This window comes from Paracoccus shandongensis (assembly GCF_017315735.1).
Taxonomy (GTDB): Bacteria; Pseudomonadota; Alphaproteobacteria; order Rhodobacterales; family Rhodobacteraceae; genus Paracoccus; species Paracoccus shandongensis.
Map to the genome: position 1 here is coordinate 21565 of NZ_JAFLRK010000024.1, position 22116 is coordinate 43680.

Here is a 22116-nt window from a genome sequence, read left to right on the forward strand (position 1 = left end):
TGCTGCCCGGCCAATCGTGGCCCCCATGAAGGACGCATATTCCCTGATCCTGGCCGCCATCGAATCCGGCACCTATCGCCCCGGCGACCGGCTGGTGGAATCGGAACTGGCCGAGCGTTTCGGCGTATCCCGCACCCCGGTCCGCGAGGCCCTGCAACGGCTGGAAACGCAAGCCATGCTGGTCCGCGACGGGCGCAGCCTGATCGTGGCCTCGCTGGACCACAACCAGCTGGCCGAGCTTTACACCGTGCGGGCCGAGCTTGAGGCCCTGGCCGCCCGCCTGGCCGCCCGCCACGCCACCCCCGAGGAAGTGCGCGTGCTGGCCCAGATGGTCGCCGACGACCAGAAGGCCGTGGGCAACCCCGAGGCGCTGGCCCGCGCGAACAAGCGCTTCCACCACCAGATCCACCTGGCGTCCCACAACCGCTATCTGGTCCAGCAGCTGGATCTGGTGCATCGGTCCATGGCGCTGATGGCGCGCACATCGCTGGCCGCCGAAGGGCGCAGCGAAACCGCGCTGGCCGAACACAAGCGCATCGTGGACGCCATCGCGGCGGGCGACGGGGCGGCGGCGGACCGCGCGCTGCGGCAGCATATCTCGATGGCCTGGGAAACCCGGCTGAAGCTGGAGGCGGCGGCGGATCGTGACTGACGCGCCCCGTCATGGGTCCGCCCTGATCCGGACCGAGGCGGATCTGGCCCGGGGCATGGCGCATCTGGCCACCGTCTGCCCGGTCTGGGCGCGGGTCGCGCCGGATCTTGGTCCCCTGCCCCTGCTGCGGCGCGCGGACGGCTTTGCGGCCCTGGCCGAGGCGGTGGTGGGGCAGCTGATCTCGATCTCGGCCGCGGCCGCGATCACGGCGCGTCTGACGGAGGCGGGGCTGATGACGCCCGAGGCGATCCTTGCCGCGCCCGAGGATGCGTTGCGGGCCACGGGCCTGTCGCGGCCCAAGGCGGGGTATCTGAAGGCCATCGCGGCGGCGGGGGTGGACTGGGACGGGTTGCGCGCCCTGCCCGACGACCAGGTGATCGCCACCCTGACCGCCCTGCCGGGCATCGGGGCATGGACGGCGGAAATCTATCTGAAGATGGCGCTTGGCCGCGCCGATGCCTTTGCGGCGGGCGACCTGGCGCTGCAGGAAGGCGCGCGCCTGATGTATGGCCTGGACGCCCGGCCCACGGCGTCTGCCCTGCGCCGCATGGCCGAACCCTGGCGCCCCTGGCGGGCGGTTGCGGCGCGCGGGCTCTGGGCCTATTACCTGCGGGCAAAAGGCCGCGAGGGACTGTCATGACCGCTTTGAAATCCGCCCGCAAGGGTCCACCCAAGGCCGATGCGGTCGTGGTCTTCCTGCACGGCTATGGCGCGGACGGCGCCGACCTGCTGGGCCTGGCCGATCCCCTGTCGCCGCACCTGCCGGGCGTGGCCTTCCACGCCCCCGACGCGCCCGAACGCAGCGTCAACAATCCCTTCGGCTACCAGTGGTTTCCGATCCCCTGGCTGGACGGATCCACCGAGGCGCAGGCGAAGGAGGCCATGGGCCGGTCCGTCAGCCTGCTGAACGAATGGCTGGACAAGGTTCTGGCGGACGAAGGCCTGACGGCGGACCGCATGGTCGTGGTGGGCTTTTCCCAGGGCACGATGATGGCGCTGCACGTGCTGCCTCGCCGGGAACAGGCCGTGGCGGGCATCATCGGATTCTCGGGCCGGTTGCTGGCCCCGGACCTGCTGGCGGCCGAGGCGCGCGTCAAGCCGCCGGTCCTGCTGCTGCATGGCGACCAGGATCCGATGGTGCCGTTCCAGGACATGCAGCTTGCCGGTGAGGCCTTGGAAAAGGCGGGCTTCACCGTCTATGGCCATGTGATGAAGGGCACCGGGCACGGCATTTCGCCGGACGGGCTGTCGGTGGCGCTGAGTTTCGTGAAGGACCGGCTGGGGAAATAAGCCGGGGGCCAGCCCCCGGGCCTGCCGGCCCCTTCCTCGCTGAAAAAGGTCCACTGGACCTTTTTCCGGGCGCTCGGAAGCCCGGGATATTTGGACCAAAGTGAAAAGGCTTCACTCCCAGATCGCCGGGTCGGCCAGTTCGATGGAATTGCCCGCCGGGTCGCGCAGATAGATCGAGCGGGCGCCGTTCGGCCAGTGGAAATCGGCCTCGATGGCGATGCCCCGGGCCGTCAGGTGGGCGCGCCAGGCGTCCAGCTGGTCGGGGGCGACGGCCAGGCAGAAATGGCCCGGGCCCCGCGCGCCATGCGGGGGGACGGGCAGCCTGGCATCGGGCCTTGGCGGCTGCTCGGTGGCAGAGGGGTTGAAGACCAGCAGCACCTGCGACGCATTGACGCGAAAGAACACATGCCGGCCCGGCACGGTCTGGAACGGGGTCAGTCCCATCACGTCGCGCCAGAAACCCGTGGCGGCGTCAAGATCCTCTGCGTAAAGCGCGGATTCCAGCGTGCCAAGCACGAAAGGGGGCGTTTCAACCATGGATCGCAGCCTGCCACCCGGGCGGGCATCCCGCAACCGTCATCGCCCTGTCACGGGTCGGGATTATTCCTGCAAGGGACCGGACAGATCCGGGGGCTTGCCAGATGCCGGACACGATATATAGTCAAGACACACGGATCCGACGGGCGCCCCCGGTCAACCCCATGGGGGCAGACGGGAAGGCCATATGCTTGACGACCGACATCAAACGGATTTTCGGACCCAGTTCGTGCGCGAGCCCGCAAGCCTGCGCCATTATCCCGCGCTGGTGCTGAACGCGGATTACCGGCCCTTGTCCTATTACCCCCTGTCGCTCTGGCCCTGGCAAGAGGCGATCAAGGCGGCCTTCCTGGACCGGGTGGACATCATCGCCGAATATGATGCGGTCGTCCGAAGTCAGCGGCAGGCCTTCCGCTTGCCCTCGGTCGTCGTCCTCAAGGATTACGTCAAACCCCAGAAGCGCGTGGCCTTCACGCGCTTCAATCTTTTTCTGCGCGACGAATTCTGCTGCCAGTATTGCGGGGCCAGGGGCGATCTGACCTTTGACCATGTGGTGCCCCGGTCGCGCGGCGGCGTCACCAGTTGGGACAACGTGGTTGCCGCCTGTTCGCCCTGCAACCTGCGCAAGGCCAACCGCAGTTTGCGCCATTCGGGCATGAGCCTGCGCCGCAAGCCCCGCCAGCCGTCGCCCGAGGAAATGCACGCGGCGGGCCGGCGATTCCCGCCGAATCACCTGCATGACAGCTGGATGGATTACCTTTACTGGGACGCCGAACTGGAAAGCTGAGCGTCAGGTGTCATGGTCGTGCCGGTCGCCGCGGGCCAGGTGCAGGGCGGCGGCGGCCGACAGCGTGACCATGGCCAGCACCACCACGGGCGCATCGGCGGAAAAGGCCGCCCACAGCGTCAGCGCGGCGACAAGGATGACTGCGGCGATCAGGACCAGGAAGTGCGGCAAGGGCATGGCGGGTCGTCTCCTCACCCTCAATATGGGATGAAGAATCCGCTTTGAAAAGACGATGCGGAAAATGCGCGCGACATGGGCGCGCATTCACGCCCTTGGCCCTCAGATCAGGCCGGCATGGTCCAGCGCCGCGTCGATCAGGCGGCGGGTCGGCTCGGTCAGGGGGACCAGCGGCAGGCGGACGCGTTCGTCGCAAAGCCCCAACCGGGACATCGCGTATTTCGCGCCGACCAGCCCCGGTTCCACGAAGATCGCGACATGCAGCGGCATCAGCCGGTCCTGGTATTCCAGCGCACGGGCATAGTCGCCCGCCAGCGTCGCCTCCTGGAATTCCGCGCACAGCCTGGGCGCGACATTGGCCGTGACGCTGATGCAGCCCACGCCGCCATGGGCGTTGAAGCCAAGGGCCGTCGCATCCTCGCCCGACAGTTGCATGAAATCCGGGCCGCAGGTGATGCGCTGCTGGCTCACCCGCTCCAGCTTGCCGGTGGCGTCCTTGACGCCGATGATCGTGGGAAGCTTCGCCAGTTCGCCCATGGTTTCGGGCGACATGTCCACGACCGAGCGGCCGGGGATGTTGTAGATGATGATGGGCAGGTCGGACGCCTCGGCCAGCGCCGTGTAATGGGCGATCAGGCCCGCCTGGGTGGGCTTGTTGTAATAGGGCGTCACGACCAGCGCGGCGTCGGCGCCGACCTCGGCCGCGTGGCGGATCAGGCCGATGCCCTCGCGGGTGCTGTTCGACCCCGCGCCCGCGATGACGGGGATACGGCCATCGACGGCGCGCACGACCTCCTCGATCACCAGCCGGTGTTCGTCATGGGTCAGGGTCGGGCTTTCGCCGGTGGTGCCCACGGGGACAAGGCCGTGGCTGCCCTGGTCGATATGCCAGTCCACCAGCTTTTTCAGCGTGTCCAGGTCCAGTTCGCCGTCCTTGGTGAACGGCGTGACCAGTGCGGGCAGGGATCCCTTGAACATGACACGCTTCCTTGCAGGTTTGGTTTGCGCGCCTGATAACGGGACGGGCGGAACTTGCCAAGGTTGTGAATTGCGTCGGGCGCAGGGGGCGGTGACACAGGGTGGTGATGCGACTTCTGCGTGACATGCTGGCCGTTGGGCTGCTGGCCCTTGCGACCCTCGCCCCCGCGCGGGCCGAGGACGCGGGCGCGATGGCGCTGGCCCTGTCGGCGGCGGATGCGAAGGATTGGGTGACGGCGCGGGATGCCGCCCGCCGGTCGGGCCCGATGGCCGAGGCCCTGGTGGGTTGGCAGGCCCTGCGCGCGGGCCATGGCGCGGTGGGCGATTACATCGACTTCGCCCGCGCCTATGGCGACTGGCCCGGGCTGGCGTTGCTGCGGGAACGCGGGGACGCGAAGCTGCGGCCCGACCTGCCCCCCCAGGACATCCGCGACTGGTTCGGGGACCGCCTGCCCGACACGCTGGTGGCTGAAAACGCCTATCTGGCCGTGCTGGATGCGGACGCCGCCCGGGCCGAACGCGCGCGCTTCTGGACCACCGTTCCCTTGACCGCGCCCGAGGAAGCGGCCTTCCTTGCCGCCCATCAGGCCGAACTGGCGCCCCTGATGACCGCCCGCGCCGTGGCGATGCTGGACCGGCAGGACTGGGCGCAGGCCGAACGGCTGCTGCCCCGCCTGCCCGAACCCGACCGCCCCTTGCTGGCCGCGCGCATCGCCTTGCAGGCGGGCCGTGCGGGCGTGGACGACCTGATCCTGGCGCTGCCGCCTGCCGCGCGCGCCGATCCCGGCCTGACCATGGACCGCTTCCTGTGGCGGGTCCGCGCCAGGCAGCACGAGGGCGCGCAGGCGCTGATGCTGGAGGCCTCGACCGATGCCGACACCCTGCGGAACCCGGCGGTCTGGGCGGAAATGCGGGTGGATTACGCGCGCATGGCGATGCGGGGTGGCGATTGGACACGGGCTGAGGCGCTGGCCCGCCCGCATTTCCTGCCCCCCGACAACCGCCATTACGCCGATCTGGAATGGCTGGCGGGATTCGCCGCGTTGAAGCAGGGGGCGGCGGACCGGGCGCTGGCGCATTTCCTGCATCTGGAAACCGTGGTGGGCAGCCAGATCAGCACGTCCCGCGCCTTCTACTGGCAGGGGCGCGCGCATCAGGCGCTTGGCGACCAAGGGGCGGCGGATGCGGCCTACCGCCAAGCGGCGGCCATGCCCGGCACCTATTACGGCCAGCTTGCCGCCGAGCGGATCGGCGCCCTCATGCCCGCCGACTATGCCACGCCCGGGCCCCTGCCCGACTGGCGCGGGGCCGCCTTGGGCGGCAGCAGCGTCTTTCGGGCCGGGCTGTGGCTGCTGGCGACGGGACGGGTGGACGAGGCGCAGCGGTTCTTCCTGCACCTGTCGGAAACCGCCGACCCGCAGGACAGCCTGCGCATGGCCCGCCTGATGTATGAACGGGGGATGCCCTGGCACGCGCTGCGCCTGTCCAAGCGCGCCGCCGACAAGGGCGTCATCCACCCCGCCGCGCATTTCCCGCTGACGGGGCTTGAGCGGACCGAGTTCACCATCCCGACCGAACTGGCGCTGTCCATCGCCCGCCAGGAATCCGAATTCAACCCCGCCGCCCGCAGCCCCGTGGGCGCGCGCGGGCTGATGCAGGTGATGCCCGACACCGCCAAACAGATGGCCCGCGCCATCCGCGAGCCTTTCGACCTGGGGCGGCTGACCACCGACGGGGCCTATAACGCCCGGCTTGGCGCGGCCTATCTGGCGGGCCTGCGCGACCGCTTTGGCGCGTCCACGGCGCTGACGGCCTCGGGCTATAACGCCGGGCCGGGGCGTCCGGCGCGCTGGCTGCGCGATTTCGGCGACTTGCGGCGGAATGCCGATCCGGTGGACTGGGTCGAACTGATCCCCTTTGACGAAACCCGCAACTATGTCATGCGCGTGACCGAGGCGATGCCGATCTATCGCGCCCGCATCCATGGGAAACCCGCGCCCATCCTGCCCACCTGGGATCTGACCGGCGGCGGGCTGATGCCGCCCCCCGTGGCGCGGCTGACCCTGGCCCTGTCCCGGCGGCCGGTGGCAAAGCCCTTCATCGGGCCCAGGCTGCCCGAGGGGTGGCAGCCCGCCGCCGTCGAGGCCGCCGCCCGGTAGGGTGCGTGATGTCACGCAGCTTGGACCCTTGGCGATTGGTGCGTGCAAGCACGCACCCTACCCCGCCCTGACCCGCGCCCGCCACAAGGTGAACAGCCCCGCCGCGACCACGATGGCGGTGCCGATGACCACGTTCATGTGCAGCACCTCGCCGAAGACCAGGACGCCGATCACGCTGACCCAGGCCAGTTGCGTATAGGCGAAGGGTTGCAGGGCGGATGCCTCGGCCAGTTCATAGGCGCGGATCAGCAGCCAATGCGACACCAGTCCGCAGGCGCAGAGCAGCCCCATCCAGATCCAGTCCCCGGGCGCCAGCCATTCCCAATGGCCGATGCCCAGAACGGTGGCCGTGGCCGCCCCGGCGATGCCGGTCCAGAAAAAGCTGACCTGCGCCGGATCGTCGCGCGCCACATGCCGCGTCAGCAATCCATAGACCGAAAACATCAGGGCCGAGACAAGCGCCAGGACCGAACCCAGGTTCAGCACCGTGCTGCCGGGTTGCAGGATGATCAGGATGCCCGCGAATCCCACGCCGATGGCCGTCCAGCGCCGCCAGCCGACCTTCTCGCCCAGGATCGGGCCGGACAGGGCTGCGACCAGCAGGGGATAGACGGTGAAGATCGCATGGGTGCCGACCAGGCCAAGGCGCACGAAGGCCTCGATCATGAAGCCCGTCTCGACCACCAGAAGCACGCCGCGCAGGATCTGCGTCTTGGGCCGCTTGGTGCGGATGGCGCGGCGCAGCCCGCCCGGCTGGCGCGCGACCATGGCGATCACGAACAGCGCAAAGACCCAGTAACGGATCATCACCACCAGCACCGGCGGGTATTCCGCGCCCAGCATCCGGGAAAACGCATCCTGCACCGCGAAGATGAGGCTGGTCGCGCACATCAGCAGGATGCCAAGCCCGGTGCGGTCGCGCCCCGCGCCCGTTCGGGGCGGCACCGGGGGCGGCGCGGGCGGCGGCGCAGAGGCGGTGGCCGCCGAGGCGGCATAGGGCGGGTGGTTCTGGTCTTTCGGCATGGCGCGGTCCCTGGACAGGCCCGCCATGCGCCTGTTTCAGCCGCAAGGTCAAGGCAAGCCTGACTTGCGCAGCGTGCAAGTCAGTCGCGGGTGCGGATGACCTTGGCCAGGGGTTCGAAGACCTGCGCGTTGGCCGCGATCAGGCGGCCCGATTCCAGGGGGTCGTCGCCGTCGCGGATGCCTTCGACGAAACCGCCTGCCTCGCGCACCAGCAGGATGCCCGCCGCCACGTCCCAGGGCTTGTTGCCGCGTTCCCAGTATCCGTCATACCGCCCCGCCGCGACATAGGCCAGATCCAGCGCCGCCGCCCCCATCCGCCGCACCCCCGCCGTCAGCGGCATCAGCCGCGCCAGATCCTGCAAGGCGGCGGGCAAGGGGCCGCGCCCTGCAAAGGGAATGCCGGTGGCGAACAGCGATTCGTCCAGCCGCCGCCGCCCCGAGACGCGCAGCCGCTGGTCGTTCATGAAGGCCCCGCCACCCTTTTCGGCCACGAACAGTTCGTCCTTGGCCGCGTCGAAGATCACGGCGGCGACGATTTCCTTTTTATGTTCCAGCGCGATGCTGATGGCCCAATGCGGCAACCCGTGCAGGAAGTTGGTGGTGCCGTCCAGCGGATCGACGATCCAGCGCCGCGTCGGATCCTCGCCCGCCTCCTCGCCCGTTTCCTCGCCCAGCCAGCCATAGTTCGGGCGCGCGCCGCGCAGTTCTTCCTTGATGATGCGCTCGGCCTCCTGGTCGGCCTTGGAAACGAAGTCGCCCGCGCCCTTGACGCTGACCTGAAGGTTCTCGACCTCGCGGAAATCCTTGACGAGGCTGCGCCCGGCCTTGCGGGCGGCCTTGATCATGACGTTCAGGTTGGCGCTTGCCATGGAATGCTCCGGGACAGGGGGGTTGGGGGCGTCATAGGGGGAAGCGGGGGGAATGTGAAGCAGGCGCTGCCTTCCGCGCGGGCGAAGGCCATCGCCTTCGCCACGTCACAACATCGCAACCGGAACCGCCGGGCCTTCAAGGCCCGGCCAGCGCCCGCCCCGCCCCAGGCGGGCGCTTCACGCCCCCCCGGGTCGGGCGCTGGCCTTCCGTGGTCGCAGGGCTGCACCGTCTCTGGTGGCAAGGTCGGACAAAAGGCGGGGGAAATGCTCGTCGCATTTCCTGATCCCGCCCAGGCAAGGTCAGTCACGCCGCCGCCCCGCGCAGCATCCGCAGGGGTTCCGTCCGCGACAGGCGCAGGACATGGGCCATGTAGGGCTGCGCCAGATCCTCGGACCGCACGGCCGCGTAAAGCCGCCGGATGATCCCGCCCTGCGTCAGGGGCAGCATGGCAATTTCCGCATTGGCGGATTCGCGGCGCAGCACCCAGTCGGGCATCACCGCCACGCCGCGCCCCGAGGCGACCAGCATCAGCGCCACGGCGGTCAGTTCCACCGTGCGGCTTTGGGCGGGTTCCACCCCGGCGGGTGTCAGGAACTGGCTGAACACGTCCAGACGCGCGCGGTCCATCGGATAGGTGATCAGCGTTTCCGCCGCCAGGTCGGCCGGGTCGGCGAACCCCTTGGCGACCAGCGGATGATCGGCGGGCACCACCAGCGTGGGCGAATAGTCGAACAGCGGCTGGAAGACGATGCCCGGCAGATCCTCGGGGTCGGACGAGATCACCAGGTCCACCTCTTGCCGGGCCAGCGCGGGCAGCGCGCCGAAGGCCAGGCGCTGGCGGATGTCCAGGTCCACCTCGGGCCAGGTGCGGCGGAAGATGTCCAGCACCGGCAAGAGCCAGTCGAAGCAGGCGTGGCATTCCATGGCGATGTGCAGCCGCCCGATGCGGCCCGCCTCGACGCCCTTGAACTCGGCCTCGGTGGCCTGGACCAGGGGCAGCACCTGTTCGGCCAGACGCAGCAGACGCATCCCGGCGGGGGACAGGCGCATGGGCTTGGCGCGGCGGACGAACAGATCGACGCCCGCCTGTTCCTCCAGCGCCTTAACCTGGTGGGACAGGGCGGACTGGGTGATGTTCAGAACCTCGGCCGCGCGGGCGAGGCCGCCTTGTTCATGGATGGCGCGGACGGTGCGCAGGTGGCGCAGTTCCAGATGCATGGTGAGGCGGGCTCATGTTGATCTTGAGGATTATGAATTTGTCTCACGGCCTGCCGCGTGGCACAAGCGGCGAAAGCCAAAGGAAACCGCCATGTCCCGCCCGCAGATCAGTTTCGAGTTCTTTCCGCCGAAGACGCTGGATGCGTCCTTCCGGCTGTGGGAAACCGCGCGGGCGCTGGCGCCGCTGGCCCCGGATTTCGTGTCCGTCACCTATGGCGCGGGCGGCACCACCCGCAAGCTGACGCATGAGGCGGTGACGACCATCCACCGCCATTACGGCATCCCCGTCGCCGCGCACCTGACCTGTGTGGAAGCCACGCGCGCCGAGACGATGGAGATCGTGCAGGCCTATGCCGATGCCGGGATTCGGGAAATCGTGGCCCTGCGCGGCGACGCGCCCAAGGGCCAGGACCGCTTTACCCCCCATCCCGAGGGATTCGCCAACACGGTCGAGCTGATCGAGGCGATCGCCGCGCGCGGCGACATGACGGTCCGCGTGGGCGCATACCCCGAGCCGCACCCCGACAGCAGCGGCACGGATGCCGACGTGGCCTGGCTGAAGCGCAAGATCGACGCGGGCGCGACCAGCGCGATCACGCAGTTCTTCTTTGACGCGGACACCTTCTTCCGCTTCCGCGACAAATGCGCGGCGGCAGGCATCGACGCGCCGATCATCCCCGGCATCCTGCCGATCCAGGGGTGGGCCGGGGCGAAACGCTTTGCCGCGACCTGCGGGACCAGCATGCCGGGTTGGGCCGAGGAGGCGTTTTCCAAGGCCGCAGCCGAAGGCCCGGCGGCGGAACGCGCCTTGTCCGAGCAGACCTGCGTCAAGTTGTGCCGCGATCTGCTGGAGGGCGGCGTGGACCGGCTGCATTTCTATACGCTGAACCGACCGGATTTGACGCTGGCGGTCTGTGGGGCGCTTGGGGTCGAGCCGGTGCGTGATCTGGGCGCGGTGGCGTAAGCCGGGGGTTTCACACCCCCGGACCCCCGTGGGATATTTGAGCCAAAGTGAAAGGCTTCAGTCGAAGCCCATCACCGTGGCCCGCGTCATGGCGCCGAAGCCGTTGAAGCGGGTGTTGGTCACGACCGAATAGGCGCCCGCGCCGTGGAAGACGACGTAATCGTCCTCGGCGATGTCGTCGGGCAGGGACAACTCGCCCGGCAGGCGGTCCACCGAATCGCAGGTCGGGCCGAAGACCACGCGGCCGGTGCGCTCGCCCGTGCGGGGGGTGCCCTGGGGGGTCAGAACCTCGATGCGGTCAAGGTTGCCGATGACCGGCAGTTCGGTCAGCCCGCCATAGACGCCGTCGTTCAGGAACATGTCGGTCCCGTCGCGCAGCGCCTTGACGCGGGCGATCAGCGCATGGGCGTCGGCGCACAGGCCCCGGCCCGGTTCGCAGACAAGCGCGGGGGCATCGGGGCCGAAGCACTCCGCGACGGTTTCGGCGATCCTGGTGAAGATGGCGTCCAGGTCGGGCGCCACCCCCGACACGCGGTGCGAAGGAAAGCCGCCGCCCACGTTCAGCCGCCGGGCGCGGACGCCTGCCATGTCGCAGATCTCCCGCGCCATGCGGATATAGCTTTCCCAGGCCACAGGGTCGGTGCATTGCGTACCGGGATGGAAGGTCAGCGAGGCGACGTAGCCCCGGTTCGCCACCCGCCGCAGCAGGTCCGCCGCCAGATCCGGCGTCGCCCCGAACTTGGACCCGAAGTCATAGGCCGCGCCCAGCACCGGCAGCTTGAAGCGCGGCGAGATCTCGACCCCTTGGCCGTCGATGGCTGTCGGCACCTGGTCGAACAGCTTTTCCAGCTCGCTGTGGCTGTCCACCGACCAGGCCAGGATGCCCTCGCGCAGGCCATGGGCGATTTCGCGGCGCGAGCGGACGGGGTTGTGGTAATGGCGCGCGGCGCGGGGGGCCAGGCGGCCGATCAGGTCGATTTCCCACGGCGAGGCCACGTCGAAGCCCCGGATCCCGGCGGTGACCAGGTTCTGGATCACGGCCTCGTCCGGGTTCGACTTCACGGCATAGGTGACAAGGCCCGGAAAGCCCGCCAGGAACTGCCGCGCGCGATCCTGCAACACGGTAGGGGCGAAGGCCATCACCGGATGGTCGGGCTGAAGATGGCGGATCAGGTCGGCCGGATTGTCCCAGATGGTCTTCTGCGTCCTCATCGGCGGATCCTTTCGCGTTCGGGGATTGCGGCCCTTGGGTCCAGAATGACGCGCGGGCCCTGCGACTTCACCGGCGGAAAAGATGGATTTACCGCCCTTGCCGGTTATAATGACGACCATCCTGGCATTTTGACGATCTGCAGGACAGGAATGGACGATCTGGACCGCAACATCATCGCGCTGCTGTCGCAGGACGCCCGCGTCTCGGTCGCGGTGCTGGCGCGGCGGTTGAAGGTCGCCCGCTCTACCCTGCAGGCGCGGCTGGAACGGCTGGAACGCTCGGGCGCGATCGCGGGCTATACCCTTCGCCTGGGCGAGGCCGCCCGGCCGGGCCGCATCCGCGCCACCGTCCTGCTGGCCATCGAGCCGCGCAGCCAGCCCGCCGTCCTGACGCGCCTGAAGGCCATGCCGCAGGTCGAGCGCATCCACACGGCCAGCGGGCGCGTCGACCTGCTGGTCCAGATCGCCAGCGGATCGACCACGGAACTGGACGAGGCGCTGGACCGCATCGGCGCCATCGACGGCGTGCGGTCGTCCGAAAGCCTGATCCACCTGTCCACCAGGCTGGACCGCGCTGTCTGACGGGGCCGTCTAGCGCAGCCGGAACAGGCCCACGAACCGCTGCGCCGCATCACCGTCGCCTGCCAGCCCGATGACCCCCTCGTCCGCCAGATCGGCCAGCGGCGCCGGGCCATAGACCGCGCGCGCCAGCCGGTTGCCGTCGCCCGACAGCGTGAACTGCGCCGTCCCGTCCTCGCCCGTCCCGGCGCGCAGGATGCCGTCGCCGGTCAGGCGCAGGACGAAGGATTCGGCCCCCATCCGCATCCCTGCCGTCACCTGCCGCCCCTCGGCCCCCGCGATCATTGCGGTCATCGAGATCACCAGCGCCGTCGGGCTGATGAAGCGGCGCGGATCGTGGCCGGGATGGGCCGCCCCCCAGCGGCACATCGCCTGCAGGACGGGCATCAGGCCGCGCCCCGATTCGGTCAGCGCATATTGCCCGTTCTCGTGCACAACGACGCCCGCCTGCGCCAATTGCGCCAGCCGCTGCGTCAGCACCGCCGCCGTGACGCCCGGCAGGCCCTGGCGGATCGCCTGGAACCGCTTGGGCGCCAGCATCAGTTCGCGCACCACCAGCAGCGCCCAGCGGTCGCCGACGATGTTCAGGGCATGGGCGGCAAGGCATCCCTCGTCATAGCGGATGCGCGGATTGTGGCGGGCCTGTGTCATGGCTCACGGTATCAGTTGCTTTTTCATACTGCAACGGGCACCCTTCCCCTTGTTGACCCAGGGAGGGGGGATTCCCATGACCTATGTTTCCGGTTTCGTGGCCGCCGTGCCCGCGGCCAACAAGGACGCCTTCATCGCCCATGCCAGGGCCGGATGGCCCTGGTTCCAGAAACGCGGCGCGCTGCGCATGGTCGAATGCCTGGGCACGGACGTGCCCCACGGCAAGCAGACCGACTTTTACCGCGCCACGGACGCCAGGGAGGGCGAGGTGCCGCTGTTTTCCTGGGTCGAATGGCCCGACCGCGCCACCGCCGACGCGGCCTGGGCCGGGATGGAGAACGGCGAGGATCTGCCCCAGATGCCGGAACTGCCCTTCGACGGCACCCGCATGTTCTGGGGCGGCTTCGACCCCATCGTCCAGGTGGGTGAAAGCGCCACCGGCCGCTATGTCCAGGGCTTCGTGCTGGCCGCGCCCGAGGACAGGAAGCAGGACTATATCGACCTGGCCCACAGCGCGACCGAGATGTTCCAGCGCATGGGCGCGACCTATCAGGCCGAATGCTGGGGCGTGGACGTGCCCCACGGCAGGCAGACCGACTTCTATCGCGCCACCGAGGCGAAAGAGGGCGAGGTGCCGCTGTTTTCCTGGATCGAATGGCCCGACCGCGCCACCTGCGACAAGGCCGCCAGGACGATGGAGGCCGAGATGGAAGGCATGGACATGCCCGCCATGCCCTTCGACGGGAAGCGCATGTTCTGGGGCGGCTTCACGCCGGTCTTCGACAGCAGGGTGCAGGGATGACCAGGGTTCACGGACGCTTCCCCCAGTCTGGGCCTGCGGCCTGCGAGGGGCAGCCTGGTGCCGGGCTGGCAGATCGCCGGAAGCGGGACGGAAGGATATCCCCATGGCCCTGCCCCTGCCCGGCGCGGCATGGCGGAGGTGGCGGATATGCAGGAGGAAACGCCATGACCCTGGTCCTGACCACCTATGACTGGGTGCCCGAATTCCCGCGCGGCTTCGTGCGCGACATCCGCGTCCGCTGGCTGCTCGAGGAACTCGGGCGGCCCTACCAGGTCGAAACCGTGCCCCTGCGCGAGAAATCACCCGATCACATCGCGCAGCAGCCCTTTGCGCAGGTGCCCTTTGTCCGCGACGGCGACCTGACGCTGTTCGAATCGGGCGCGATCCTGCTGCACCTGGCCCAGGGCACCCCCCTGATGCCCGAGGCGCAGCGCCCCCATGTCCAGCAATGGCTGATCGCCGCGCTGAACAGCGTCGAGCCCTTCGTGATGGCCTGGATCATTCCCAAGTTCTTCGACAAGGACGAGGCGGGTGCGGCCCGCCGCGAGCCCCTGCTGCGGCAACGCCTGAATCAGTTGCAGACGGCCTTGGGCGACAAGGACTGGCTGGTGGGCGACAGCTTCACCGTGGCCGACCTGCTGATGGCCGACATCCTGCGCGCCCCGGCGCAGAACGGCTTTCTGGACGACCTGCACGGCCTTGCGGCCTATGTCGAACGCGCCACCGCCCGGCCCGCCTTCGGAAAGGCCCTGGCCGACCAGATGGCGCATTGGCGCGCGGCGGATGCGCGGCAGGCCAGCGCCTAGGCCTGCGCCGAACGTCTTGGCCTTTGCGCGCCGTTTCGCTAATCCCCTTCCCAAGCGAAGGGGATCAGCCGACATGAGCATGGACAAAAGCTTTGACGCCAAGGCCGCCGAGGCGCGGATCGGCGCGGAATGGGAACGCCGCAACGCATTCGCCGCCGGGGCCAATGCCCGGCGCGCGGAAACCTTCACCGTGATGATCCCGCCCCCCAACGTCACCGGCAGCCTGCATATCGGCCATGCCTTCAACAACACGCTGCAGGACATCCTGGTCCGCTGGCACCGGATGCGCGGATTCGACACGCTGTGGCAGCCGGGCCAGGACCATGCGGGGATCGCCACGCAGATGGTCGTGGAACGCAAGCTGGCGGCCGAGGGCAAGCCGCCGCGCCGCGAATGGGACCGCAAGGACTTCACGAACGAGATCTGGCGCTGGAAGCGGGAATCCGGCGGCACCATCGTCAACCAGTTGAAGCGGCTTGGCGCATCCTGCGACTGGTCGCGCAATGCCTTCACCATGTCGGGTGCCCCCGGCGCGCCTGCGGGCGAGGAAGGGAACTTCCACGACGCGGTGATCCGGGTGTTCCTGGACCTTTACAACAAGGGCATCATCTATCGCGGCAAGCGTCTGGTGAACTGGGATCCGCATTTCGAGACCGCGATCAGCGACCTGGAGGTCGAGAACCGCGAGGTTCCCGGCCACATGTGGCATTTCAAATACCCGCTGGCGGGCGGGGAAACCTATGAATACGTGGAACGCGACGCCGACGGCGACGTCACGCTGCGCGAGGTCCGCGACTACATCAGCATCGCCACCACCCGGCCCGAAACCATGCTGGGCGACGGCGCCGTGGCGGTCCATCCGTCGGATGCGCGTTATGCCCCCATCGTGGGCAAGCTGTGCGAAATCCCCGTGGGGCCGCGCGAACACCGCCGCCTGATCCCGATCATCACCGACGAATACCCCGATCCCGATTTCGGATCCGGCGCGGTCAAGATCACCGGGGCGCATGACTTCAACGACTATGCGGTGGCGATGCGCAACAACATCCCGCTTTATGCGCTGATGGACAGCAAGGGGGCGATGCGCCAGGATGGGCTGTCCTATGCCGAATCCGCCGCCATCGCATCGCGCGCAGCAGCGGGCGAGGATGTGGGCGACGTGTCGGACGTGAACCTGGTCCCCGAGGATCTGCGCGGCCTGGACCGCATGGAGGCGCGGCGCCTGGTCATCGCCCAGATCAATGCCGAAGGGCTGGCCGTCACCACTCTGCACAAGGAAATCGACGAGGACACCGGGGCCGAGCATCTGGAACGCCGCCCGGTCGTGGATTCCAAGCCCATCATGCAGCCCTTCGGCGACCGTTCCGGCGTGGTGATCGAGCCGATGCTGACGGACCAGTGGTTCGTGGACACCAAGCGCATCGTCGGCCCCGCGCTGGAGGCCGTGCGCGACGGCCGCACCGAGATCCTGCCCGAGCAGCACAAGAAGGTCTATTTCAACTGGCTGGAAAACATCGAGCCCTGGACGATTTCCCGCCAGCTTTGGTGGGGTCACCAGATCCCGGTCTGGTATGGGCTGGACCTGTCGCTGGAAGGCCAGGTCGATGACGACGGCGACGGCGAACTGGACGACGTGGAAATCTTCGCGCTTCTGGAAGAAGGCCTGGTCCACCGCGACGAGATCCACCACGCCGCCGCCAGCTTTGCCGAGGTGGCCGAGCAGTTCCGCGACTCCATTGCCGGGCTGCCCGCGCCGCTGGAAATCGCCCGCATCGTCGAATGCACCGACCGCGATGCCGCCATCGACGCCTTTGCGCGCGGCCTGGCCGATTACAACCTTTCCCAGGATCCGACCCGGCTGGTTTATCCCGTCTGGCGCGACCCGGACGTGCTGGACACCTGGTTTTCCTCGGGCCTCTGGCCCATCGGCACGCTGGGCTGGCCCGAGCAGACGCCGGAATTGCGGAAATACTTTCCGACCGACGTGCTGGTCACGGGCTTCGACATCATCTTCTTCTGGGTCGCCCGGATGATGATGATGCAGCTTGAGGTCGTGGGCGACGTGCCCTTCCGCACCGTCTATGTCCACGGCCTGGTGCGCGACGAAAAGGGCGCGAAGATGTCGAAGTCGAAAGGCAACGTCATCGACCCCTTGTCGCTGATCGACGAATACGGCGCCGACGCGCTGCGCATGACGCTGACCGGCATGGCCGCCATGGGCCGCGATCCCAAGCTGGGGCCCAAGCATGTCGAGGGCGCGCGGAACTTCGTCACCAAGATCTGGAACGCCACGCGGTTCGCGGAAATGAACGGCGTGCGCGGCGGCGGCGACCGCCCTGCCCCGCAGCACACGGTCAACCGCTGGATCATCGGCGAGGTCGCGCGGATCCGCATGGCGACGGACGAGGCCCTGGCCTCCTATCGCTTCAACGATGCGGCGAACGGGCTGTATGCCTTCGTCTGGGGCAAGGTCTGCGACTGGTATGTCGAATTCGCCAAGCCCCTGTTCGACGGCGGCCATGCGGATGAAACCCGCGCCACGATGGGGTGGGTTCTGGACCAGTGCTATCTGCTGCTGCACCCGATCATGCCCTTCGTGACCGAGGAGCTGTGGTCCCTGACGGGCGAGCGCGCGAAGATGCTGGTCCACGGCGACTGGCCTGCCTATGGCGCGGAACTGATCGACGCGGATGCCGACCGCCAGATGAACTGGGTGATTTCGCTGATCGAGGCGGTGCGGTCCGCCCGCGCCCAGATGGGCGTCCCGGCGGGCGCGAAGCTGGATCTGATCGTGACCCAGGCGGACGTGGCCGCCCGTGCCGCGCTGGCCGCCAACGGTCCCCTGATCGAGCGGCTGGCGCGTGTCAATGCGCCGATGGACGGCGCGGCGGGGCGCGGCATGATCGCGGTCGCCGCGCAGGGGGCAAGCTTTGCGCTGCCCATCGGCGACGTAATCGACGTGGCGGCGGAAACGGCGCGGTTGCAGAAATCGGTGGCGAAGTCCGAAAAGGACGCGGACGGGCTGCGCAAGCGGCTTGGCAATCCCCGCTTCGTGGAAAACGCCGAACCCGAGGTGATCGAGGAAACCCGCGACAAGCTGGCGGCGCTGGACGACGACCTAGCCCGGTTGCGCGCGGCGCTGGCGCAATTGGCGGCGATGTAAGCCGCTGCTGCCGGGGGCGCTTGCGGAGATCGCAGGTGCCTCCGGCGGGGATATTTAAGTGAAGAAGAAGCCTCAGAGTGTGGACAGCGCGCGCGGCAGCGCCCGGGCCAGGATGTCCAGTTCCGGGTCGGGCGCGCAGCTGATGCGGATGCAGCGGTTCAGCGGCGCCACGCCGGGCATGCGGATGAAGACGCCCTGCGCCACCAGGGCATCGACCAGGCGGCGGGCGAAGGCGCCGTCGCGATGCGTGTCGAGCGCCACGAAATTGGTGGCCGATGGCAGGGCGGTCAGTTGGTGTTCCGCGCCGATGGCGGCGATGCGGTCGCGGGCGGCGGCGACCTGCGCCACGACATGGGCCAGCCAGTCCCGGTCCTGCAACGCGGCCAGCGCGCCGATCTGGCTGACGCGGTTCATGCCGAAATGGTTGCGCACCCGGTCGAAGGCGGCGATCAGGTCAGGGTTGCCGATGGCATAGCCCACGCGCGCGCCCGCCATGCCGTAGGCTTTTGAAAAGGTCCGCATCCGGATGACGCGGGGGTCGTCGGCGGCGATGGCCGGGATGGCGCGGGCGGGGGCGAATTCGGCATAAGCCTCGTCCAGGACCAGCAGCGTGTTTTCGGGAAGCTGGTCCAGCATTCCCTCGATCACCGCGCCGTCGTGCCAGCTTCCCATCGGGTTGTCGGGATTGGCCAGATAGACCAGACGCGCACCCACCTGCCGGGCGCGGTCCAGAAGGGCGTGGGGATCCTCGGCGTCGTTGCGGTAGGGCACCTTGTCCAGGCTTCCCCCGAAGCCCGTGACATGGAAGTTGAAGGTCGGATAGGCCCCATCCGACGTGACCACCACCTCGCCCGGCGCAACCGTCAGGCGCACCAGCAGGCCCAGAAGGCCGTCGATCCCCTCGCCCACGATGATGTTGTCGGACCGCACGCCGTGATGGGCGGCAAGCGCCTGCGTCAGGTCATGGCTGGCCGGATCGCCGTATTTCCAGACCTCACCCACTGCGGCCTGCATCGCCGCGACCGCGCGCGGACTGGGGCCGAAGCCGTTCTCGTTGGCGCCAAGGCGGGCGGCAAAGGGGCGGCCCGTCTGGCGTTCCAGCGTTTCGGGGCCGACAAAAGGGACGGTCGCGGGCAGGCCCGCCGGGATCGGGGCAAGGCGGATCATCAGAAGGCGCGGAAGGTCATGGTGGTCAGCGTGCGGCTGATATGGGGGATGTCGAACAGGCGTTCGGACAGGTAGCGGCCCACGTCCTCGTCCTCGGGGATATAGACCTTGGCGATCAGGTCGTAGTCGCCGGATGTCGAGTAAAGCTCGGACACGACCTCTCGGTCGTAGATGGCCTCGGCGACCTGATAGGTCTTGCCGGGCTCGCAGCGGAACTGGACGAAGACGGGTCGCATGGGGCCTCCTTGAACGTGTCGCGGCCACGTTAGACCGCCACGGCGGGACGGGTCCAGACCCCCTGCGCATGACCGCGCCAGAAGCGCGTCATCAGCAGCGCGGCGGCCACTGTCAGCCCGACGCAAAGGCCCAGCCACAGCCCGGCGGGACCAAGGCCGAACGGAAAGGCCAGCCCCCAGGCGACCGGCATCCCCACCACCCAATAGCTGAAGCCCGCGATCCACATCGGCACCCGCGTGTCATGGACCCCGCGCAGGAAGCCGAGCGCGATCACCTGGAAGGCATCGGTCAACTGGAACAGCGCCGAATAGACCAAGAGCGCCGCGCCAAGCGCCACGATGGCGGGGCCGCGCGGATCGGCGGGGTCGAGATAAAGCCGCACCAGTCCTTCGCCCGCCAGCAGATAGATGCCGATCGCGATGGTGGCGAAGACCAGCGACATGGCGATCACGGTGACGGCGGCGTCGCGCATCCAGGCGGCGTCGCCCCGTCCCTTGGCCTGGCCCACGCGGACCGTCGCGGCATTGGACAGGCCCAGATGCACCATGAAGGTGATCGAGGTGATCTGCAGCGCGATCCCGTGGGCAGCCAGTTCCTGCGTGCCGATCCAGCCCATCATCACGTTCGATCCGACGAACAGCCCGCCCTCGGCCACAAGCGTCAGGCCGATGGGCCAGCCCAGGTGGAAGACCTGGCGCATGGCCGCGCCGTCGGGCCGCCAGAACCGCTGGAACAGGTGATACTTGCGCGTCGCGGGCAGCCAGCGGGCATAGGCCACCAGCACCACCAGTTGCAGCGTCTGGACAATCACGCTGGAAATGGCCGCGCCCCGCACGCCCAGTTCGGGAAAGCCCGCGTTGCCGAAGGTCAGCAGCCAGATCAGCGCGATGTTCACCGGCAGCCCGGCCAGCGTCACCCACATCACCACCTGCGCCCGTTCAAGCGCCGCCAGATAGGAATTGAGCGCCAGCGCGCAGAGCATCGGCAGAAGCCCCCATCCCGCGATGCGCAGGAAATCCTGCGCCAGCATGGCCACCGTTTCCGTCTGGCCAAGCGCCAGCAGGATCGGGCCGGAAAACCAGAACAAGGGCTGGCACAACAGGGAATGGATCGCCGACAGCCACAGCGCCATGCGGGCGCTCCGGCGGACCTCGGTCTCGTCCCCCCGCGCGATGGCGGTGGCGATCAGGCCCATCACGCCGGTGCCATAGCCCATTCCCAGGAAAAACAGGATCTGGATCATCGAGGTGGCGATCACCAACGCCGCCAGCGCATCGACCCCATACCAGCCCAGCATCACCGTGTCGCTGACATGGATGCCCATGCGCGCCAGATGGCTGCCGATCAGCGGCAGGCCCAGCGACAGGGTGGCAGCGACATGGGGAAGATAGCGGGTCATGCGGACGCCTTAGCGCGCCGCACGGGCTTTCACAATCTGCAAGTCCGGAAGGCAGTCTTTCGGCCTGGTTGAAAGCCGACGTTGGACTGGCAAAGGCGGCGCAGGTGTGGCTGCCCTAGCCCTGCTCCACCGTCACGATCCGCAACCGGCGCACCGATGTCTGGATGCGGCCGCGCACCTCGTCGGGTTCGCTGGCGACGGCCTGGATCAGCGCGCGCATGTCGCCCCGGGCGGTGTTCAGCTGGTCGATCAGCGACATGACCATGGCCAGCGCATCCGTCGGCAGGTCATAGATCTCGGACAGGTCGCAGAGCAGTTGCAGCCGCGCCAGGTCCGCATCGGTGAAGGCAGGACCGTCCGGCGTGACGACGGGCGTGACCACATGGGCCGCGACGAAGGATCGCAGGCGTGCGGGATCCAGATCCTCAAGAATCGCCACGACCTCGGTTTCGGAATAATGACGGGCCATCCTCTCAACCCCCCGTTTTCAGTCCCGCGCGCGGATCATAGCGGTGATCCTTGCGCCAGCCTTCCATGAACCGGGCCAGATCCTCGTCCACCTGGGCCGGCATGACGATCTTCAGTTCCACCTGCTGGTCGCCCCCGTTGATGCCCCGACCGCGCAGGCGCAGCTTTTGCCCGGTGGTGGCGCCCTTGGGGATCGTCAGGTTGACCGGGCCGTCGATGGTGGGGACCGCGACCTTGCCGCCCAGAACGGCCTCGTCCAGGGTGATGGGCAGGGTCAGCAGGATGTCGTCGCCCTCGCGCCGGAAATCGGGATGGGGGGCGACGGCGACCGTCAGATAGGCGTCGCCCGGGCCGCCCTGGCCCAATCCCTGCCCGCCCTTGCCTTTCAGCCGGATGGTCTGGCCGTCGCGCAAGCCCTTGGGGATCGTGACCTCAAGATCGCCCCCCTCGGGCAGGGTGATGCGGGTCTTGCCGCCCCGCGCGGCGGTCAGGAAATCGACCTGCAACGAGAAGCGGTAATCCTGCCCGCGCACGTGGAAATCGCGCGGATCCTCGGGGCCGCCGCGCCCGAAGCCGCCAAAGCCGCCCCGCCGCCCGAACAGATCCGAGAAGACATCCGACAGGTCCGGGTCGCCGTCGAAGCCATAGCTGCGGGCGTAAGGGTTGCCCGCCGCCTCGGCATGGTCGCGCCAGGCGCGGCGCTGCGGGCGTTCCTGGCCCTGGGCGTCGATCTCGCCCGCGTCGAAACGGCGGCGCTGTTCGGGATCCTTCAGCAGGTCATAGGCCGCCGAGGCCGCCTTGAAGCGCGCCGTCGCCGCCGGATCGGGGTTCAGGTCGGGGTGGTCCGCCTTGGCGATCCGGCGATAGGCCTTCTTAATCTCGGCATCGGTCGCCGATTTCGTCAGTCCCAAGGCTGCATAGGGATCGCCCGCCATGACCTGTTCCTTCATTTCATTCTTGCGATCAATTAGATAGGG

The 22116-nt window shown here is 68.4% G+C and carries 23 protein-coding genes; 10 read left to right on the top strand and 13 right to left on the bottom strand.

What is annotated here, in order from left to right; genetic code table 11:
• Nucleotides 1-25 precede the first annotated feature (25 nt).
• Genes JX613_RS13950 through JX613_RS13960 form a run of 3 tightly spaced genes read left to right on the top strand, consistent with a single transcriptional unit; the run spans nt 26 to nt 1942 of the window.
• Nucleotides 26-652, top strand: a complete 627-nt coding sequence (locus JX613_RS13950) for a GntR family transcriptional regulator (protein WP_207102072.1) — start codon at nt 26-28, stop codon at nt 650-652.
• A gap of 55 nt (nt 653-707) precedes the next feature.
• Nucleotides 708-1292, top strand: a complete 585-nt coding sequence (locus tag JX613_RS13955; protein ID WP_207102102.1) for a DNA-3-methyladenine glycosylase family protein — start codon at nt 708-710, stop codon at nt 1290-1292.
• A complete protein-coding gene (locus tag JX613_RS13960; RefSeq protein ID WP_207102073.1) occupies nt 1289-1942 on the top strand; it encodes an alpha/beta hydrolase in 654 nt (217 codons plus the stop codon). The genes JX613_RS13955 and JX613_RS13960 overlap by 4 nt, the downstream gene beginning before the upstream one ends.
• Nucleotides 1943-2053: 111 nt before the next feature.
• Here the strand turns inward: JX613_RS13960 and JX613_RS13965 are convergent, their stop codons facing one another.
• Complete coding sequence (locus JX613_RS13965) at nt 2054-2479, bottom strand: VOC family protein (RefSeq protein ID WP_207102074.1); 426 nt, start codon at nt 2477-2479, stop codon at nt 2054-2056.
• 187 nt (nt 2480-2666) lie between these two features.
• Here JX613_RS13965 and JX613_RS13970 point away from each other — a divergent pair, with 187 nt between their 5' ends.
• Nucleotides 2667-3266 (top strand): HNH endonuclease, encoded by a 600-nt coding sequence (locus JX613_RS13970; protein ID WP_207102075.1) that lies wholly within the window; start codon nt 2667-2669, stop codon nt 3264-3266.
• A gap of 3 nt (nt 3267-3269) precedes the next feature.
• Here the strand turns inward: JX613_RS13970 and JX613_RS13975 are convergent, their stop codons facing one another.
• Nucleotides 3270-3443 (bottom strand): hypothetical protein, encoded by a 174-nt coding sequence (locus JX613_RS13975; protein ID WP_207102076.1) that lies wholly within the window; start codon nt 3441-3443, stop codon nt 3270-3272.
• Between the two features lie 102 nt (nt 3444-3545).
• The gene (dapA, locus tag JX613_RS13980; protein WP_207102077.1) at nt 3546-4421 is read right to left on the bottom strand and encodes a 4-hydroxy-tetrahydrodipicolinate synthase; all 876 of its coding nucleotides are present in this window, start codon (nt 4419-4421) and stop codon (nt 3546-3548) included.
• A 107-nt stretch (nt 4422-4528) separates the two neighbouring features.
• Between dapA and JX613_RS13985 the strand changes: the two genes are divergently transcribed.
• Nucleotides 4529-6580 carry a lytic transglycosylase domain-containing protein gene (locus tag JX613_RS13985; RefSeq protein WP_207102078.1) on the top strand — a complete coding sequence of 684 codons (2052 nt, stop codon included), beginning with the start codon at nt 4529-4531 and terminating at the stop codon, nt 6578-6580.
• Between the two features lie 57 nt (nt 6581-6637).
• On the opposite strand, the gene JX613_RS13990 is transcribed toward JX613_RS13985, so the two are convergent.
• The 3 genes from JX613_RS13990 to JX613_RS14000 form a co-directional block, all read right to left on the bottom strand.
• Complete coding sequence (locus JX613_RS13990; RefSeq protein WP_237168576.1) at nt 6638-7630, bottom strand: DMT family transporter; 993 nt, start codon at nt 7628-7630, stop codon at nt 6638-6640.
• Between the two features lie 53 nt (nt 7631-7683).
• Nucleotides 7684-8472: an inositol monophosphatase family protein gene (locus tag JX613_RS13995; RefSeq protein WP_207102079.1), complete on the bottom strand. Its 789-nt coding sequence runs from the start codon at nt 8470-8472 to the stop codon at nt 7684-7686.
• Nucleotides 8473-8776: 304 nt separating this feature from the next.
• Nucleotides 8777-9691 (bottom strand): LysR family transcriptional regulator, encoded by a 915-nt coding sequence (locus tag JX613_RS14000; RefSeq protein ID WP_207102080.1) that lies wholly within the window; start codon nt 9689-9691, stop codon nt 8777-8779.
• A 91-nt stretch (nt 9692-9782) separates the two neighbouring features.
• Here JX613_RS14000 and metF point away from each other — a divergent pair, with 91 nt between their 5' ends.
• A complete protein-coding gene (metF, locus tag JX613_RS14005) occupies nt 9783-10655 on the top strand; it encodes a methylenetetrahydrofolate reductase [NAD(P)H] (RefSeq protein ID WP_207102081.1) in 873 nt (290 codons plus the stop codon).
• A 57-nt stretch (nt 10656-10712) separates the two neighbouring features.
• Here metF and JX613_RS14010 read toward each other — a convergent pair whose 3' ends face one another.
• Nucleotides 10713-11867, bottom strand: a complete 1155-nt coding sequence (locus JX613_RS14010) for a type III PLP-dependent enzyme (protein ID WP_207102082.1) — start codon at nt 11865-11867, stop codon at nt 10713-10715.
• Nucleotides 11868-12017: 150 nt separating this feature from the next.
• Here JX613_RS14010 and JX613_RS14015 point away from each other — a divergent pair, with 150 nt between their 5' ends.
• Nucleotides 12018-12449, top strand: coding sequence for an Lrp/AsnC family transcriptional regulator (locus tag JX613_RS14015; protein ID WP_207102083.1), 432 nt, complete (start codon nt 12018-12020; stop codon nt 12447-12449).
• A gap of 9 nt (nt 12450-12458) precedes the next feature.
• On the opposite strand, the gene JX613_RS14020 is transcribed toward JX613_RS14015, so the two are convergent.
• The gene (locus JX613_RS14020; protein WP_207102084.1) at nt 12459-13097 is read right to left on the bottom strand and encodes a winged helix-turn-helix transcriptional regulator; all 639 of its coding nucleotides are present in this window, start codon (nt 13095-13097) and stop codon (nt 12459-12461) included.
• Between the two features lie 76 nt (nt 13098-13173).
• Between JX613_RS14020 and JX613_RS14025 the strand changes: the two genes are divergently transcribed.
• The 3 genes from JX613_RS14025 to JX613_RS14035 all read left to right on the top strand — a co-directional run bounded on the left by JX613_RS14025 (nt 13174) and on the right by JX613_RS14035 (nt 17868).
• Entirely contained in the window at nt 13174-13899 is a 726-nt protein-coding gene (locus JX613_RS14025; protein WP_207102085.1) for a DUF1428 domain-containing protein, read from the top strand.
• Nucleotides 13900-14063: 164 nt separating this feature from the next.
• Nucleotides 14064-14705, top strand: coding sequence for a glutathione S-transferase family protein (locus tag JX613_RS14030; protein ID WP_207102086.1), 642 nt, complete (start codon nt 14064-14066; stop codon nt 14703-14705).
• Between the two features lie 73 nt (nt 14706-14778).
• Nucleotides 14779-17868 (top strand): valine--tRNA ligase, encoded by a 3090-nt coding sequence (locus tag JX613_RS14035; RefSeq protein WP_207102087.1) that lies wholly within the window; start codon nt 14779-14781, stop codon nt 17866-17868.
• A gap of 72 nt (nt 17869-17940) precedes the next feature.
• Here the strand turns inward: JX613_RS14035 and JX613_RS14040 are convergent, their stop codons facing one another.
• From JX613_RS14040 to JX613_RS14060, 5 genes are all read right to left on the bottom strand, one after another.
• The gene (locus tag JX613_RS14040; RefSeq protein ID WP_207102088.1) at nt 17941-19035 is read right to left on the bottom strand and encodes a pyridoxal phosphate-dependent aminotransferase; all 1095 of its coding nucleotides are present in this window, start codon (nt 19033-19035) and stop codon (nt 17941-17943) included.
• Nucleotides 19035-19271 (bottom strand): Lrp/AsnC ligand binding domain-containing protein, encoded by a 237-nt coding sequence (locus JX613_RS14045; RefSeq protein ID WP_207102089.1) that lies wholly within the window; start codon nt 19269-19271, stop codon nt 19035-19037. The genes JX613_RS14040 and JX613_RS14045 overlap by 1 nt, the downstream gene beginning before the upstream one ends.
• Nucleotides 19272-19300: 29 nt before the next feature.
• Nucleotides 19301-20671, bottom strand: a complete 1371-nt coding sequence (locus JX613_RS14050; RefSeq protein WP_207102090.1) for an MATE family efflux transporter — start codon at nt 20669-20671, stop codon at nt 19301-19303.
• 115 nt (nt 20672-20786) lie between these two features.
• Complete coding sequence (locus tag JX613_RS14055) at nt 20787-21140, bottom strand: hypothetical protein (RefSeq protein ID WP_207102091.1); 354 nt, start codon at nt 21138-21140, stop codon at nt 20787-20789.
• 4 nt (nt 21141-21144) lie between these two features.
• A complete protein-coding gene (locus tag JX613_RS14060; RefSeq protein WP_207102092.1) occupies nt 21145-22074 on the bottom strand; it encodes a DnaJ C-terminal domain-containing protein in 930 nt (309 codons plus the stop codon).
• Nucleotides 22075-22116: the final 42 nt, after the last annotated feature.